The organism is Streptomyces sp. Pv4-95, assembly GCF_045782725.1.
Taxonomy (GTDB): Bacteria; Actinomycetota; Actinomycetes; order Streptomycetales; family Streptomycetaceae; genus Streptomyces.
In genome coordinates this window covers 2,134,480-2,150,840 of the sequence record NZ_CP127172.1, presented here as the reverse complement: position 1 = coordinate 2,150,840, position 16,361 = coordinate 2,134,480, and the positions used below count along the sequence as shown (strand labels likewise).

General features: G+C 69.5%; 15 protein-coding genes. 5 read left to right on the top strand and 10 right to left on the bottom strand.

Annotated features, from left to right (window positions below; translation table 11 throughout):
• Window positions 1-323 precede the first annotated feature (323 nt).
• From QOM21_RS09620 to QOM21_RS09605, 4 genes are all read right to left on the bottom strand, one after another.
• On the bottom strand, window positions 324-596 hold the full coding sequence (locus QOM21_RS09620) for a hypothetical protein (RefSeq protein WP_407549345.1): 273 nt from the start codon (window positions 594-596) through the stop codon (window positions 324-326).
• Window positions 597-901: 305 nt separating this feature from the next.
• On the bottom strand, window positions 902-1,411 hold the full coding sequence (locus QOM21_RS09615) for a hypothetical protein (protein ID WP_407549343.1): 510 nt from the start codon (window positions 1,409-1,411) through the stop codon (window positions 902-904).
• Window positions 1,412-2,426: 1,015 nt separating this feature from the next.
• Window positions 2,427-3,872, bottom strand: coding sequence for a glyceraldehyde-3-phosphate dehydrogenase (locus QOM21_RS09610; RefSeq protein ID WP_407549341.1), 1,446 nt, complete (start codon window positions 3,870-3,872; stop codon window positions 2,427-2,429).
• A 334-nt stretch (window positions 3,873-4,206) separates the two neighbouring features.
• The gene (locus QOM21_RS09605) at window positions 4,207-6,426 is read right to left on the bottom strand and encodes an NADP-dependent isocitrate dehydrogenase (protein WP_407549340.1); all 2,220 of its coding nucleotides are present in this window, start codon (window positions 6,424-6,426) and stop codon (window positions 4,207-4,209) included.
• A 762-nt stretch (window positions 6,427-7,188) separates the two neighbouring features.
• On the opposite strand from QOM21_RS09605, the gene gvpJ reads away from it, so the two are divergent.
• The 3 genes from gvpJ to QOM21_RS09590 all read left to right on the top strand — a co-directional run bounded on the left by gvpJ (window position 7,189) and on the right by QOM21_RS09590 (window position 9,124).
• Complete coding sequence (gene gvpJ, locus QOM21_RS09600) at window positions 7,189-7,638, top strand: gas vesicle protein GvpJ (RefSeq protein ID WP_407549338.1); 450 nt, start codon at window positions 7,189-7,191, stop codon at window positions 7,636-7,638.
• A 2-nt stretch (window positions 7,639-7,640) separates the two neighbouring features.
• Window positions 7,641-8,354, top strand: a complete 714-nt coding sequence (locus QOM21_RS09595; protein WP_407549336.1) for a GvpL/GvpF family gas vesicle protein — start codon at window positions 7,641-7,643, stop codon at window positions 8,352-8,354.
• 344 nt (window positions 8,355-8,698) lie between these two features.
• A complete protein-coding gene (locus QOM21_RS09590; protein WP_407549334.1) occupies window positions 8,699-9,124 on the top strand; it encodes a DUF2267 domain-containing protein in 426 nt (141 codons plus the stop codon).
• A 126-nt stretch (window positions 9,125-9,250) separates the two neighbouring features.
• Here QOM21_RS09590 and QOM21_RS09585 read toward each other — a convergent pair whose 3' ends face one another.
• The 5 genes from QOM21_RS09585 to QOM21_RS09565 form a co-directional block, all read right to left on the bottom strand.
• A complete protein-coding gene (locus tag QOM21_RS09585) occupies window positions 9,251-9,784 on the bottom strand; it encodes a hypothetical protein (RefSeq protein WP_407549332.1) in 534 nt (177 codons plus the stop codon).
• A 151-nt stretch (window positions 9,785-9,935) separates the two neighbouring features.
• Entirely contained in the window at window positions 9,936-10,985 is a 1,050-nt protein-coding gene (locus QOM21_RS09580; RefSeq protein ID WP_407549331.1) for a hypothetical protein, read from the bottom strand.
• Between the two features lie 331 nt (window positions 10,986-11,316).
• Complete coding sequence (locus QOM21_RS09575) at window positions 11,317-12,189, bottom strand: glutathione S-transferase C-terminal domain-containing protein (protein WP_407549330.1); 873 nt, start codon at window positions 12,187-12,189, stop codon at window positions 11,317-11,319.
• A 180-nt stretch (window positions 12,190-12,369) separates the two neighbouring features.
• Window positions 12,370-12,492 (bottom strand): putative leader peptide, encoded by a 123-nt coding sequence (locus QOM21_RS09570; protein ID WP_407549329.1) that lies wholly within the window; start codon window positions 12,490-12,492, stop codon window positions 12,370-12,372.
• A gap of 266 nt (window positions 12,493-12,758) precedes the next feature.
• Window positions 12,759-13,628: a polysaccharide deacetylase family protein gene (locus tag QOM21_RS09565; RefSeq protein WP_407549328.1), complete on the bottom strand. Its 870-nt coding sequence runs from the start codon at window positions 13,626-13,628 to the stop codon at window positions 12,759-12,761.
• 113 nt (window positions 13,629-13,741) lie between these two features.
• Here QOM21_RS09565 and QOM21_RS09560 point away from each other — a divergent pair, with 113 nt between their 5' ends.
• Complete coding sequence (locus QOM21_RS09560) at window positions 13,742-14,197, top strand: MerR family transcriptional regulator (protein WP_407549327.1); 456 nt, start codon at window positions 13,742-13,744, stop codon at window positions 14,195-14,197.
• Window positions 14,198-14,292: 95 nt separating this feature from the next.
• Window positions 14,293-14,964, top strand: coding sequence for a maleylpyruvate isomerase family mycothiol-dependent enzyme (locus QOM21_RS09555; protein ID WP_407549326.1), 672 nt, complete (start codon window positions 14,293-14,295; stop codon window positions 14,962-14,964).
• A 14-nt stretch (window positions 14,965-14,978) separates the two neighbouring features.
• Here QOM21_RS09555 and QOM21_RS09550 read toward each other — a convergent pair whose 3' ends face one another.
• The gene (locus QOM21_RS09550) at window positions 14,979-16,220 is read right to left on the bottom strand and encodes an MFS transporter (protein WP_407549325.1); all 1,242 of its coding nucleotides are present in this window, start codon (window positions 16,218-16,220) and stop codon (window positions 14,979-14,981) included.
• Window positions 16,221-16,361: the final 141 nt, after the last annotated feature.

The following is a 16,361-nucleotide window of genomic DNA, read 5'->3' as shown; positions in this document are numbered from 1 at the left end:
GGGGAATCTGTTCGGCGCAGATATTTCGGAGCTGCGGGCGTCACGCGTCTGGCGAGGCGGAATCGGTCCGGCGGCTCGCACTCGCCCGTCCGACAGCCGGCAGATTTGCCTGCGGTGGTGGCCGCCCAATTCGCAGGATACTCATCGTATTTTCAGCGAATTGCGGAAAGCGGAGTTGACGAGAGGGCGGCGTCAGAATCCGGAACACTCGTCCCACTTCGCCATCGCGTATGAGGGTTCGGGGCATGGCAAAGGGGCCCCGGCGCGACCCTTGTTGCTCGGGCGCCGGGACCCCTTCAGGGATCTACGGGATCAACCGTGGATCAGAACGCCTTGTTGTTGCAGCCCATGCTCGAGCCCAGGTGGGTGGACTGAGCGCCCGGGTCGCCCTCGCCGTTGAGCGCGTTGCCCAGCAGGCCGTTGAGGATCCCGACCTCACCGAGGACATCGACGTTCAGGTCGTGGGACTTGCACGACGTGCTCTGCTTGATGTCGAAGTCGCCGCCGGGGCCACCGGCGAACGCGGTGCCCGCGCCCATGAAACCGAGGCTGCCCAGGGCGGCGGCCACGACAGCGGCCTTGTGGAGCTTACGCATTTCTCCTCCGAGGATTGAAGCGAAGTGGCTGTGATGTACGGACTTCGTACAATTTGGGAGGTTATTAGTTGCTCGCCCGTGACCGCACGCGACGCGCCGGAATACGCGAGCAAGAACTCGGAAGCCGCCCATGAATCCCTCTAGTTCAGGGCTTCTACAAGCGGAAACAGCCGCAGAGCGCTGTGCGGAACCACCTGTTCGGCGGCGCGGCGCAGAGCGCTCTCGGTGATGCCGACGGCAGAAGCGGGCCCTTCGAGGAGTTCCCCGAAGGGCCGCGGTGTGCTCTGCCGGCGGGTTCAGCCGACTTACCTGGCGGTCGCGAAGGCGTTGGCCTGGCTGTTGGACTGGGTGCAGGTGAAGCCCTTGGTCGACGGTGCGGCGAGCAGGCCGACCGGGACGTTCGCGTCGAGCAGGGACTGCGGGCTGCACTCCTGGTACGGGCGGAAGCCGTTGGTCTGCTGCTGCGGAGCGGACTGCGGCACGACCTGCGAGACCGTCGGGGAGAGCTGCGGGTTGAGCTGCGGGTTGAGCTGCGGACTGACCTGAGGCGCCTGCTGCGGAGCGGCACCCTGGGGAGCGCCCTGGGGGGCGGCCTGGGGAGCGGCCTGCTGCGGGACGGTGGCCGATCCGTAGGCGTGCGACGTGGCCTCGGAGGCGGTCCAGGCGGTTGCCTGGGGGGCCTGCTGCGGAGCAGGCGCCTGCGGAGCGGCCCCGTTGTACCCGACGGGAACGTCGGCGATGCTCACGCCGGCGCCGGTGGCGGTCAGACCGCCGGCTGCTGCGACGATAAGCGCGACCTGCTGAAGCTTGCGCATAAAACCCTCAGCCCTTCATTACCTGTATGGAAATCTGACTATGTTCTGGCTATTTGGCGCTGTCGTGAGGGGGGAACAGAGGTGACCGTCGGCGCGCCATGCCCTGAACGCCGTGTGCCGACCGCGGCGGAGGCGGCGCGGCAGGAAGGTGACGGGACGACCCGCGCAGCCCGTCGACGTTCCCCCGATTCCGACGGCGCATCGCGTTCCTCCTCCGATTCGCGTCGGTCGACATTGCCGGCAAGGTCGCGACAGGTCGCTGCCCGTCATCAAGAAGACGTGTTCCCGACGTCGGCACACAGGGCCGTTCGCTGTTCCCTCCCAGCGGGCAACGGGAATCCCCTCGGCGCGGTCACGGGAACCGGTGCGCCGTCACCCATTTGCCCACCGCCTTGAATCCTTTGGAGTGTTGGCGGCCTTGTCTTCGCAGGAGGGCCCGTGATCGTGGCGTGGGTGACTCGTTGTCGGCAAGGTCTGTTCGCGTGCGGCGGGAGTGATGCCTGGCGGCAGGGCGCGGCGCGGGCATGTCGAAATGGCAGGCGCGCAGGGGGGATTGAGGAAAGTGCTGGGGATGCCTGCGGTGGTCCGGGGTGTGGTGGGGCGCCTCGCTACGGAATACCGGCGTAGCTCAAGTGAGGGGCGAGGACCGGCCGGCGGGCAAGGGTGACGGCCAGCGCGGAAGGGCTAATAACACGCTGACCGCCGATGTTCTCTCAGCAGAGAGAAGCCCCATCATGGTAGGCCCACGCCGGGTCGGTCGTCCTCCGCGCCGAACGGTGATTGCCGTGTGCGGGGGAGGGTTTCAACGTGCGCCCGGGGAGGGGTGGGAAGTTCCTGCCGGCGCGGCGTGGCGCTTTCGGTGGGGCGTCATGAGCGGGACGCGGCCGCTGTCGCGCGTACTGATGCCTGCGCCCGGCCTGCGGGTGGCGGCGGGGAACATCGGATGCCGTCGGCACCTGGATGTCGCCCATCGCCACGCCGCCTGCCGGGCGCGGGATCGAGTGGTCCGCCGTGATCAGACCGCGGGGGCCGGGTAGGTCGGGTACTCCACCCCGGAGACGTGCTGCACGACGCGGATGACCTGGCAGGAGTAGCCGAACTCGTTGTCGTACCAGAGGTAGAGGATCGCGTCGTCGCCCTCGACCTTGGTGGCGCCGGCGTCGATGATCGAGGAGTGGCGCGAGCCGATGAAGTCGCTGGAGACCGCGTCGGGGGCGCTGATGAAGTCGATCTGGCGCTTCAGCGGAGAGGACAGCGACACATCACGGAGGTAGTCGAGGACCTCCTCGCGGGTGGTCTCGCGTGCGAGCCGGAGGTTGAGGATCGCGATCGAGACGTTCGGCACCGGGACGCGGATGGAGCTGCCGGTGATGCGCGCCTTGAGGTCGGGCAGCGCCTTGGCGACGGCGGAGGCGGCGCCGGTCTCGGTGAGGACCATGTTGAGCGGCGCCGAGCGGCCGCGCCGGTCGGAGTTGTGGTAGTTGTCCAGCAGGTTCTGGTCGTTGGTGAACGAGTGGACGGTCTCCACGTGACCGCGCAGGACGCCGTACTCGTCCGCCATGGCCTTCAGCGGCGGGACGATCGCGTTGGTGGTGCAGGACGCGCAGGAGAGGATCTGCTCGTCCGGCTTGATGGTGTCGTGGTTGACGCCGTGGACGATGTTGGGAACGTCGCCCTTGCCCGGTGCGGTCAGGACGACCTTGTCGATGCCCGGGCGGAGGTGCTTCGACAGGCCCTCGCGGTCGCGCCACTTACCCGTGTTGTCGATGAGGATGGCGTCCTTGAGGCCGTACGCCGTGTAGTCGACCTCCGACGGGTCGTTGGCGTAGATCACCTTGATCTCGTTGCCGTTGGCGATGATCGTGCTGTTCGCCTCGTCGACGGTGATCGTGCCCTGGAACTGGCCGTGGATGGAGTCGCGGCGCAGCAGGGAGGCGCGCTTGACGAGATCCTGCTCGCCGCCCTGGCGGACGACGACGGCGCGCAGCCGCAGGCCATTGCCGGAGCCGGCCTTCTCGATCAGCAGGCGGGCGACGAGGCGGCCGATGCGGCCGAAGCCGTAGAGGACGACGTCGCGGGGCTCACGGCGCTCGATCTTGTCGGCGCCCGTGGCGCCGGCGACGGCCTCGGCGGTGAATTCCGCCACCGACAGACCGCGGTCGTCGGTCCGGTACGTCGCGGCGAGCATGCCGATGTCGATCTGCGAGGGGCCGAGATCGAGCGTGGTGAGGGCCTGCAGGAACGGCAGCGTCTCGGTGACCGAGAGCTCCGCGCCGGCTATCTGGCGGGCGAACCGGTGGGTCTTGAGGATGCTGACCACCGACTTGTTCACCAGGGAGCGGCTGTGAAGCAGGACCGTGACGTCCCGCTCGCGGTGCAGCTTCCCGATGATCGGGATCATCGACTCCGCGATCTCCTCGCGGTTTTTCCAGTTGGTGAACGAGTCGTCATTGACAGTCACAGGTTTATCTTTCGAGCTAGGCGGTGCTCATATGCTAGCGCCCTGCTTTTCCGATCTTTTCATCGGTATCGCCTGAGGGGATGCCGTGATCGGCGCCACGTCGCAGCGGCGCAGTGCAGGGGTCGCTTTGTGGGCACAGAGATTGTTTTGTGGTGATTCAGGGGCGATGGCTGATGAGCTGGGTCCGGAGGGTGTGAGCCTGCGGAGACAGCTCCGCCCCGGCGGGGCGTGCCTGCCGGGGCGGAGCTGGTGCGAGGGGAGGGCCCCAGGGGCATCGGGGATCGCATCGGGGCGATGACCGCGCTTCGGGGGTCCGACCTTCGCGGTTGCCTTGTCAGCCGAGGTTGGTGAGGGCCTGGCTGAAGGTCTTCGACGGGCGCATGACGGCGGCGGCCTTGGCGTCGGCGGGGTGGTAGTAGCCACCGATGTCGGCCGGGGAGCCCTGGACGGCGATCAGTTCGTCGACGATCGTCTGCTCCTGCTCCTTCAGCGTCTTGGCCAGGGCCGCGAACGCCTCCGCGAGCTGCGCGTCCTCGGTCTGCTTCGCCAACTCCTGGGCCCAGTAGAGCGCCAGGTAGAAGTGGCTGCCGCGGTTGTCGATGCCGCCCAGCTTCCGGCTCGGCGACTTGTCCTCCTCAAGGAAGGTGGCAGTCGCGCGGTCGAGCGTGTCGGCGAGGATCTGGGCACGCGCGTTGTTGGTGGTCTGCGCGAGGTGCTCGAAGCTCACCGCGAGGGCCAGGAACTCGCCCAGGCTGTCCCAGCGCAGGTAGTTCTCCTTGACGAGCTGCTGCACGTGCTTGGGCGCGGAGCCGCCGGCGCCGGTCTCGAACAGTCCGCCGCCGTTCATGAGCGGGACGATCGAGAGCATCTTGGCGCTGGTGCCGAGCTCGAGGATCGGGAACAGGTCGGTCAGGTAGTCGCGCAGGACGTTGCCGGTGACCGAGATGGTGTCCTCGCCGCGGCGGATGCGCTCCAGGGAGAACGCGATCGCGTCGGCCGGGGCCATGATCTCGATCTGCAGACCGTCGGTGTCGTGCTCGGGGAGGTACGCCTTGACCTTCTCGATGAGCCTCGCGTCGTGCGCGCGGCCCTCGTCGAGCCAGAACACGGCCGGGCTGCCGGTCGCGCGGGCACGGGAGACGGCCAGCTTGACCCAGTCCCTGATCGGCAGGTCCTTGGTCTGGCACATGCGCCAGATGTCGCCCGCGCCGACCACGTGCTCCAGCACGGCGTCGCCGTTGGTGTCGACGACCCGCACCGTACCGGTGGTGGGGATCTCGAAGGTCTTGTCGTGGCTGCCGTACTCCTCGGCCTTCTGCGCCATGAGGCCGACGTTGGGCACCGAGCCCATCGTCGACGGGTCGTAGGCGCCGTTGGCGCGGCAGTCGTCGATGACGACCTGGTAGATGCCGGCGTAGCTGCTGTCGGGGATGACGGCGAGGGTGTCGGCCTCGTTGCCGTCGGGGCCCCACATGTGGCCGGAGGTGCGGATCATCGCCGGCATGGAGGCGTCGACGATGACATCGCTCGGGACGTGCAGGTTGGTGATGCCGCGGTCGGAGTCGACCATCGCCAGCTCGGGACCCTCGGCGAGCTCGGCCTCGAAGGACGCCTTGATCTTCGGGCCCTCGGGCAGCGACTCCAGGCCCTTGAGGATGCCGCCGAGCCCATCGTTCGGGGTCAGGCCGGCCGCGGCGAGCGTCTCGCCGTGCGCGGCGAACGTCTTGGGGAAGAAGGCCCGCACGACGTGACCGAAGATGATCGGGTCGGAGACCTTCATCATCGTGGCCTTCAGGTGCACCGAGAACAGCACGCCCTCGGCCTTGGCGCGGGCGATCTGCGCGGTGAGGAACTCACGCAGGACCGCGACCCGCATGACGGAGCCGTCGACGACCTCGCCGGCCAGGACCGGTACCGACTCGCGCAGGACCGTGGTGCTGCCGTCGTCGCCCACCAGCTCGATCCGCAGCGAGCCGTCCTCGCGGATGATCGCGGACTTCTCGGTGGAGCGGAAGTCGTCGGCGTCCATGTGCGCGACGTTGGTCTTCGAGTCGGCCGTCCAGGCGCCCATGCGGTGCGGGTGCGCCTTGGCGTAGTTCTTCACCGAGGCGGGGGCGCGGCGGTCGGAGTTGCCCTCGCGCAGGACGGGGTTGACCGCGCTGCCCTTGACCTTGTCGTAGCGCGCCCGGACGTCCTTCTCCTCGTCGGTCTTCGGGTCGTCCGGGTAGTCGGGCAGCGCGTAGCCCTGCTCCTGCAGCTCGGCGATGGCCGCCTTCAGCTGCGGGATGGACGCCGAGATGTTCGGCAGCTTGATGATGTTCGCGCCGGGCGTCTTGGCCAGCTCGCCGAGCTCGGCCAGTGCGTCATCGATGCGCCGGCTCGGCTCAAGACGCTCGGGGAAGCCGGCGATGATCCGTCCCGCAAGGGAGATATCGCGGCTCTCCACGCTCACCCCGGCCGTCGAGGCGTATGCCTCGATCACAGGCAGGAACGAATACGTCGCCAGGGCCGGGGCCTCGTCGGTGTGCGTATAGATGATGGTCGAGTCAGTCACCGGTGCTCCGCTCCACGTCTGCAACATTGCTCGACATCAAGATATCTCCTGTCCGACCCCCGTGGCACAGGGCCCTGCCTGCGAATGGCACAAAGTCGTCGCTGTGCGCGGGCGGCGGCCGGCGTTCGATCCGCAGGCCGGCGGAGTCGGCTCTGTGACCTGCGATGCAGTGTCCCCCCGGCACCTGGCGTCCGGGTGGAGCGGTGGTACGGCCCCCGGGGGCGTCGGCGTCGAGGCGGGGGCCCGACGGTCGCAGCCGGCCCGCGGACCCGGTGCCGACGCCGTCGTGCGACGTCATTTCGGGGGCGCGGGGAAGGGCGGTCGCGCTGGGTGGGTAGCGGCTCGATATGCGCCATTTGGCGCTCTGTGTCCTGTAGTGTCGTATATACGCGCAAAGCGCCTCTTATGTAATGGCGCGGGCAGCATGTCGCCTCCGATGCCGGAGAAGGAACATGGCCGCAAGCGAAGAGGACGCCCCGGACGGTGGTCGGCGCACATCCGGCAAGCAGGCCGCCGATCGCACCGGCGGTGTGCGGACCGGCAGCCGAGGAAAAAGTGAAGCGAAGCGCGGGCCCTGCCGCGTTTCGACGCCGCGCGCCGTGCGCTACGCGGCCGACCAGCTCCCGGACCCCCTCGGGCGGCCGCCGAGTCCGTCTCCGCCGTGAAAGCAGACCGAAGACGGCCGGCTCGCGACGCCGAGGTACTGGAACCGATACGCGGCCCCGGACCACCGGCGTGATGGCGGGCCAGAAGGGAGGCGCCGTGACTGTGGTGCAGCAAAGCGGAGAAACGATGTCCAGGGGTGGGGGCGCCGGGTCGGGCAATCTCTACGACATCCTGGATCTGATTCTCGATCGCGGCCTGATCATCGACGTGTTCGCGCGCCTCTCCTTGGCCGGCATCGGAGTGCTCAAGATCGACGACCACATCGTCGCGAGCGTGGACACCAACCTGCGCTTCGCGGAGGCCTGCAACCGGATCGATCTGGAGGCCGGGCGCAAGGCCCCGCCCCCGCTGACCGATCTTGTCGGAGGGGTGACCGAGGGCTCGTCACACGGGAACGGCAAGGACGCGCTCACCGGCGCCGCGGAAGAAGTGGCGGAAGAAGTGACCGGCGTACTTGAGGGGGGCGGAAGCGACGGGAGGGAGACGGAGCTGGAGGAGACGGGGGAGCGTCCGGCGCCCCTGCCCGCCCGGGGCCGGAAGGAATGACCATGGCTGTGTATGTCTACTCGGTCGTCGCGTCCACGCATCCGCAGCGTCTGGACGGCCTCGACGGGGTGGGTGACCCGCCTTCCGCTCTTCGCACCGTGCCGAGCGGGAAGCTCGCCGCGGTCGTCAGTGACACGCCGGAGGGTCTGCGTCCCAAGCGCCGCGACCTCGCCGCCCACCAGGCCGTCCAGGAACGGCTGATGGCCGACGGCACGCTCCTGCCACTGCAGTTCGGCCTCACCGCACCGGACGACGAGGTCGTACGGATGGCGTTGGAGGAGCGCGCGGAGAAGTACACGACCCGGCTGCGTGTTCTGGAGGGCTGCGCCGAATACCACCTGAAGGCCACGCGGGACGAGGGCTCGCTGCTGCGCCGGATCCTGCTGGACTCCGAGGAGGCGCGCGGGCTCAACGAGGAGATCAGGAGTGGCCGGGGCCGCCCCGGCCTGCCGGCCGCCCTCGGGGAGCTGATCGCCCAGGAAGTGCGGGCGCGCCAGGACGCACAGGCGGCGCAAGTCGTCGGAGCGCTGGGCCGGTTGGCCCGCGAAGAGCGGGTCTCGCAGCCGGCAGGCGAGGACTTCCTGAACGTCTCCTTCCTGGTGGAGAGCGGCCGCGAGGAGGGTTTCGTCTCCGCCGAGAAGGAACTGGCCGACGAGCTGGGCGAGGACTTCTCCCTCCGGCTCCGCGGGCCTCTGCCCGCGTACAGCTTTGTCTGAGGAATTGCCTGACGGGTTTGTCTGACGGGTTTGTCTGACCGAGCGGCGTCATGGGGCTGTTTCGGCCGATCGTGAGGACGTCTGCCGCAGGCCGGACGGGCTGAGGGGCTCGACCTGGATCTGGGCCGCCGGAATCCTGCTGCCACTCTCCGAGTGAAGGGCCGCGGCAGGCCGGTCGACGGGCATCCCGTGATTCCGGCGGCCGCAGCGGTTTCGGCCGGGGCTCAGCGGAAACCCGCCCGGTGCATGTGTGGCGGCCGTGTGGCAGCGGCTGCCGGCCAGCGGAGCGGAGGGACCGGCGACGGTCCTGGCGCCGTCCTCCCTCCGGGAACGGAGGCAGGATCATGCAGCACGACGAGTTGCTCGGTCTGGTGCAGGCGCGCGCCGCACTGCCGGACCGGGGAAGGGCGGAACGAGCCGCACGGGCGACGCTGGAGACGGTCGCGGAACGGGTACCGGCCGGCCTGGCACAGCATCTGGCCGCGCAGCTGCCGCACGAGATCGCCGAGCCGATGCTGCGGGTGTCGGAGGAGCACGCCCCTGCGGAGGGCCGGCCGAGCGGAGGAGAGCGCTTCGACCTGACGATCTTCGCGGGACGTGTCGCCTGGCGCGGTGGGGTCTCGGAGGAAGCCGCCCTCCAGGAGGCGACCGCGGTCTTCGAGGTGCTGGACGCCGCGCTGTCACCGGAGCTGATGGAAAAGCTGAGCCACTCCTTGCCCCATGACATCCGGGAGCTGCTGCCCCTGGCGCGGGCCGAAGAGTCCACCTGACCGAGGCAGCGTCGGACCGGGGCGGACAGCCGGAACGCAGCCGGGCGGGCGGTACTGGTCGGTCGCCGGTGTCGCCCTCACCACCTGTTGCGCGCCGAGGAGAAGGGGAGTCGTGTGGTCGGGCGCTCAGTCGGTCTGGTGGGCGTCGCGCGCCGCATCCACGAAGTTCTCCAGCGCCTTCCAGAAGGGGCTGTACGCGGCGTCGAAAGCGCTGCGGGCGTCCGGGGCGCCGGACAGTTCGGCCTTGAGCGCCTCGTAGAAGGGTCCGGTCGCCTTCTGCAGGGAGAGGGCCGCCGCGGCGGCACCGGGTGGGCCTTCCAGTTCGACGACGCGTGCGCAGCGGCGGATCTTCGCGTACTCGGCGACCTCCCGGTCGTGCAGGACGCGGAGGGTGTCCGTACGGGAGTCGGAGCCGGCGAGGCGGAGTGCCGCCGAGGTCTCCCAGTACAACTCGCCCATGCGGTGGGTCTGTTCGATGAGGTCCAGGTACGCCGTACGCCGGCTCTCGCGCAGCCGCTCGGCGCGCGAGGAGCGGGCGGCGATCTCGGCCTGGATCGTGGCGGCCCGGGTGCTGCCGCGGCTGGTCACCCAGCTGGCGAGGACCGCGGTGCCGCCGGTCAGCGCCGCGATCGCAAGAGTAAACACCGTGCTGTCGCCCACGGGGCGTCACGATACCGATGCCCCGACGGCCGAAAGCGGTCGGGAGGAGCCGGGAGCAGCCGTCGCGGGCCGGGGGCGGCTGCTGAAGCCGGCCCCGGCGTTCGTGACGACACCGGCATGCTCAGGCGTCGGCCGGGCACGTCGTGACGCGCTACGAGGGGAAGTCGCCGGGCGGCACCTGGCTGGTGGAGGCGTTGCCACCAAGCACCTTGTTCAGGCTGAAGGTCAGCACCGTGTACTGGGTGCCGCCCGAGACCCGGATCGTCCGGAAGTCCGCCTGATCGTCGAACTTCTCGAAGCTGCACTCGCGGGTGAAGGACCGCTTGCCGCCGTTCCAGTCCTCGCCGGTGGTGAAGTACACCGTGTACGAGCCGCTGTTGACGCTGCGTACGGTCGCCTCGGAGCTCTTGCGGACGTACACCGAGAACGCCGTGCGCCCGCTGCGGGTCAGTGTCACCACCGCGTCGCTGCCGGTGCCGTTCTTGACCGTGAGGCGGCCCAGGCCGCCCCGGCTGCCGTCGCGGACGAAGCTGCCGTTGGCGAGCCGCCGGTGTTCGGGGTCCTCCGTGCGTGGCAGCCGCAGCCGGGCGTCGTAGCCGAGGGCGGTGAGCGCGCGCCCTGCTTCCTCGGCGTTCTTGGGGCTCTCGGCGGAGCCCAGCTCGACGCGCGGTGAGGTCGCGCAGCGGCTGCCGTCGCCGCGGGCGTCTCGTAGATCCTGTCCCAAGGCGCGCAGCGATGCGGCGAGTTGGCCGTTGCCGGTCATGGCGTCGTCCGGTATCTCCGCGGTGTCGAGGGAGTCGGCGGCCGCGTCGGCCTTCGTCGCCGCCGCTTCGAGCGCGGTGTTCAGCGGCTTGCCGTCCTGCGCGCCGTCGACCGCGCGCAGGGCGTTGTTCAGTGGCCCGAGTGCGGCCGTCAGTGCGCGGCGGTAGCGGTCGGGGTCGATGGTCGGTGTCGGTGTCGGTGAGGCGGAGGGTGTCGCGGCTGCTACCGGGCGGCCGCTGCCCCCGCTGGCGGCGTCCGAGGAGCAGGCGGCGAGCGGCAGCGCGAGGGCCAGGACGGCGCCGATGGCCGCGGCGCGGTGGAGGCGTGGACCGGTCGAGGTGCGGAACGGCGGCGTGCGGCCGGCCGCGGAGCGAAATGCGGGTGCGGAAGGCTGAGTAGATCTGCGTTCTGCGCCGGAATCCGGTGTCCCGTGTGTCACGCGCGTAGACGTGTACCCCACCATGTTTCCCCCGTTTCCCCCGAACTCCGGCAATCGCCGGAAAGACCAGGTTTCTCCCCGCACAGGGGCCTGTCAAGGCTGTGGTCCGGCGGTCGGGAGCGGCGTCGCCTGCCGGTGGCACCTGCCGAACCGGCGCGGCTCCGGAGCGGTGCACGCGTCGCCGAGTTGCGGAAAAGCAGGCTGTCGGAGGCGTCGGTGACGCCAGTGACGTGGGGGAGCAGGCCCACCAGTAGTGCTCGCCCGCGCATGTCGGCGAGGACGCGACCCCTGGAGTCCGGCGAAGACGTCCAGGGAGCGCTTCTCGCGGAGGTCAGCGCTGGTGCGGTATGGCGGACCGTCCGGACGAGTGCGCCGCCGTCCAGTCCACGATCTGTACTGCCGCTCCGGCGGCCTCCTGGCCCTGGCAATGCGCATGATGCCGCCGGGCGATGCCGTCCAGGTCGAGGTGGGAGCCAAAGGCGGGAAGGACAGCCAGTCGGCGCGCGTACGACCACAACCGCCGATGGGCGGCGATGCGGTGTACCGCTGCGGCGTCCAGATGCCACCGGTGCACGGTGTCGAGCTGGACGAGCGTCACCCACAACCGGACGTCGGCAGCGGTGACCTCGCCGCCCAGCACATGGTCGCGGTCGGCCAGTCGGCTCTCCAGGGACTCCAGCGCCAGAAGCAGGGTGCCCAGCGCCGCCCCGTAGGCCGGGCTGCCGATGCCGAGCCGCCCGGCGCTTTGCGCGGCATCGCTGATGTCCTGCTCGCAGAGCCGCCCGATCGCCTCGATGTCGTACCGGGCGTGGCGCGGGTACAGCTCCGGACCATCGCCGCCGAACCGCTCGGCGAGGTCACGCAGGATGTCGGGTGCGTGCGTATTGACGATCCGTCCCGTCCATCCGTCGCTCAGTACCGGCGCCGCGGCCGGCCCGGGATGCTGGTGCGAACTGGCCTCGTACAGCGGGCGCAGCGCGGTGTAACCGTCCCCCGGGCCGTCGGGGACGGCGGGCAGCAGCGACACCGGGAGGACATCGCGGAGGCCCAACAGGCTGTGGGTGACGGCGATTTCGAGACCGGTCGGACAGGAGAGTGAGAGGTGCAGGCGGTAGCGGTGCGGTACGGCGTAGTGGCCGCTGCGCACATCGCATCCGATACGGCCCCGGAGCGACGACGCGGTGGTCTGGGACATGGCGGACATGCGACTCCCTGGAATCCGGACCCGCTTCGCGGGCGTGGCAGGCGTATGTGCAGGAGGACGACGTACGGCAGGCAGGAGAGGAGACAGCAGGCAGGGGCAGCGGGCGCCGTTTCGGCGCGGGCCGGGTGCGAGGGAGGCTCGCCGGGGGTGTGGGGCCGGCGCGAGGGAGCCGCTACCGCCTCAGCGGCGAGGACTTGTCGCGCTGGAGACGCGCAGGAGATCGATGTGCCTGCGCGAGGTCAACAGGGGAAGGGACTGGGCCGCGCAGACCGCGCGGTCGGAGTCCGGCCTCCTGCGCCTCATGATTTCCCACCCGTTCACTAGGGTTCCCACCCTTGAGTGTCGAGCCGCCGCCGGACCGCGTCAAGGGTGATGCGGCGTCGCGCTCTGTTGCCGTCCGCTGCCCGCGCCAGCCGCCTGTGCTGCCTGCTGCTTGCCGCCCGCGGCCGTGGGAGTTCCCAACGTGGGTCTCGGTGGCACATCGAGCAGTCCGCAGAACGGAACAATGCCCCTGCCGACGTCTCCGCCGGCAGGGGCAAGGCTCGTCCGGGTGTTGGCCGGCTCCGGTATCACGTCGCCGGGCGTACCGTCCGGGCGTAGTGGTCGGCGATCTCGTCGCTGGTGGTGAGCCACACACCGGGGTGGTTGGCCACGTACTCCAGGGCCTGGTCGAGGTACTTGCACCGGAACGCCTGGCCGATGACGAACGGGTGCAGAGCCAGCGCCATCACGCGCCCGCCGTCGGCCGCGTCCTCGTGGAGCTGGTCCAGCTGGTCCTTGACGATCCGGACGAAGTCCGGGCCACTGAGGTGCTTGCCGACGAAGAGACCGATGTCGTTCAGTTCGACGGAATAGGGCACGCTCAGCATCCCGGGCAGGTTCAGCCGGTAGGGCTGGTCGTCGTTCGTCCAGTCGAGGACATAGCTCAGGCCGAGCCCCGCGAGGAGTTCCGGCGTCCGGAAGGACTCGGTGAGCGCCGGCCCCATCCAGCCGCGCGGACGCTTCCCGGTGGCCTTCTCGATGGTGTCGACGACCTCGGCGAGGTACGCCCCTTCGTCCTCGGGGGCCACGTCCGGCTGCAGGACGGAGTTGTTCTTCCCGTGCGCGAGCCAGGCCCAGTCCCGTTCCCGGCCCGCCTCGATGATCTGCGGATAGTGCTCGGCGGCATCGGAGTTGAGCAGGACGCTCGCGCGGATGCGATGCCGGTCCAGGGCCTTGAGCAGGCGCCAGAAGCCGACCCGGGGGCCGTAGTCGCGCCACCCGTAGTTCAGCGGGTCCGGCGTCAGATGGGCGGTGCCCGGGAACGTGCTGGTCGAGGGACGGTCGATCCGGTAGTGCTCGATGTTCAGCCCGACGTAGAAGGCGACCCGGGCCCCGCCGGGCCAGTGGAGCGGCTCCCGCTCGACGATGGGGCTGTAGTCGAAGAGCTGCTGGTCCATCGAAACTCACCTCGCGTGGGACGGTGCGGTTGCGTTCGATGGATATCCTCAAAGCTTCACATAGATGAGAAGGTCAAGGCGGGAAGCGAACGGCTTCTCAGGACGGGGACTTCGTGCGTATCGGAGAGCTGTCGGAGCGCACCGGCACGCCCCGCCGGCTGCTGCGCTATTACGAGGAGCAGGGGCTGATCGCCGCCGATCGCGCCCCGAACGGCTACCGGGAGTACGACGAGCGCTTCGTCGACCGGGTCCTGCAGATCAGGGGATTGCTCGACGCCGGGCTGCCGACCCGGATCATCAAGCAGATCCTGCCCTGCCTCGACAAACCCAGGACCATCTACTTTCCCGACGCCACACCCGAGATGCTCGCCACGCTACGGCGCGAGCGGGACCGTATGACGGAGCGGATCCAGTGCCTGGCCCGCAACCGGGACGCGATCGGCGAATACCTCGACGCGGTGCTGGAGTACAACGGCGCGGCATCCGGTACGGCGAGCCCTGGCCCGGTGTCCCCGATCTCCCCGGTGTCGCCGGCCGATGCCGCCGACGCCGCGAGCGCCGCCCCTTGACCGTGCGGCGGCGCCCCTGCTGCCGACGCTCGGAGGAGTGCTGCGCCGCCCACTGTTGGGGGCGAGGGACGTGACCGGAGCGGTGACAGAAACGGGTGGGCGTCAAGCAACACGCCCCGCACGGTCAGCGCAGCCCGCGTGACCCCCATCTCTCCACCGGGCACGTCATCACCCATGTGGCGCGCGCGGCAGACAGTCTCTGCCGTCTGCTGGAAGGGGCTCGTACGGGAATGGAGATCCCGCAGTACGCGAGCATGCATGCGCGGGAGGCGGAGATCGAGGCCGGGGCTGAGCGCCCGGTTACCGACCTGGTCAGCGATGTGCTGTCGAGTGCCGAGCGGCTCGACACCGCTGCGCGCTCGCTCCCGGAAGCTGCCTGGGGACGCCGCGTACGGCTGCGTACCGGGGAACTGCGAACGCCTGCCGGTCTGATGGGAACACGGTTGCGCGAACTTGAGATCCACCACGCGGACCTGGCCGCCGGCTACGCCTTCGCCGACATTCCGGAGTCCGTGGCCCGCTGGATCGTCGACGACATTCTCGACGCCCTGTCGCTTCGGGCGGACACTCCGGGGGTGAAACTCGAAGCGGGGATGAGGCTCGAAGCGACGGACGCGGGCCTGGCGTGGGACGTTGGCGGCGGCGGCCCGGTCGTCGCGGGCGCGCTCGCCGACCTGCTGGCGTGGCTCAGCGGTCGCAGCCCGGGTGGGGCCGGGCTTGCGACCTTCCGAGGTGGCGCACTGCCCGAGGCGCCACACTGGATCTGACTTCGGCGTGCGCGTCAGGTCGCGTCCGGTCCTGGGCTGTGCGCCGGGACCGGGGAAGCGGTTGTTGTTGCGGTACGGCAGGTCATCAGGGGCGCGGTAGGCGCAACTACCCCACCGCAACGGTGTCGCCGCAATTCGGGCAGGAGTGAGAGCAGCCCCATGACGGCCAACGCGGCGCCGAGCCAGAGCGGGGAACGCAGCCCGAACTTCTCGACGAGGACTCCGCCGACGGACGATCCGATGATGACGCCGAGGGTGATGAAGGAGGAGTGCACGGTGTTCACCAGCGGGCCCGAGTTTCCGGCGCGCTGGACCCGTGTCGCCATCGCCGGGTTCATGGTCACACCCACCAGGCCGATGCCCACCAGGAGAGCCACCGCGGCGATACCCACATCGGCGAAGAGAGTGAAGCAGACCAGGAATACGACGTTGAGTCCGAGGCCGACAACCTGCACCCCGATGGTGCGCCGGTCGGCGATACGGCCGACGACGTTGTTGCCCACGACGGTGGCGGCCCCGTAGACGATGAGCAGGAGCGGAACGGTGTTCTCGCTGAAGCCGCTGACCTCGGTGAGGATGGGGTTGAAGTAGCTGAACGCGGCGAAGGTGGCCCCGATGATGAAGGTGCTGGTGGAAAGAGCGGGCCACAGGCGTGGCTTCTTGAACACCTGGGCCTCGTCGCGGAAAGTACCGCCACCGCTGCCGGGGCGGTCCAGCTGAGGCACTCCGAAGAGGGCGGCAAGGGCGGCAATCACCGTGAGCAGGGTGATCGCCCAGAACGCGGCGCGCCAGCCCAGGTTTCCGCCGATGAAGGTGGCCATCGGCAGACCGAGCAAGGTGCCGAGCATGAGGCCGTTCATGGCTGTGGCTATGGCCCTGCCGCGGACCTCGGGACGGGTGAGCGCGGAGCACACGGAGAGGGCAACGCCGAAGAACGCCTGTGAGGCGACACCGCTGATGACGCGGGCGGCCACCATGACGCCGTAGCCGGGCGCGGTCGCCGCAAGCACGTTGCCGATGAGGAAGACCGCGAACAGGGTGAGCAGTGCCGACTTGGGGCGCATCCGCATCACGGCGACCGTCAGGAAGGGGCCGCCGGCTGCCATGGCGACAGCGAAGGTGGTGATGAGGAAGCCGATCTGCGGGATGGTCGCATCGAGGCCGGCGGCCATCTGCGGCATGAGGCCCGCGACGACGAACTCGCTGGTCACCATGGCGAAGATGCCGAGGGCCAGTACATGGACAGCGCGTGGCATGAAAGATCACATCTCTGAGTATTGGATCGATCGGTACAAAATTTGCCCAGGCGTGGGCTGCCCGCCGCTCGAATGCGGGTCGACGGGTTGGTGCGTAGGGGGAGTTGAGGGGGGCTCGGGGGGTATCGGCAGGTCGGCGGT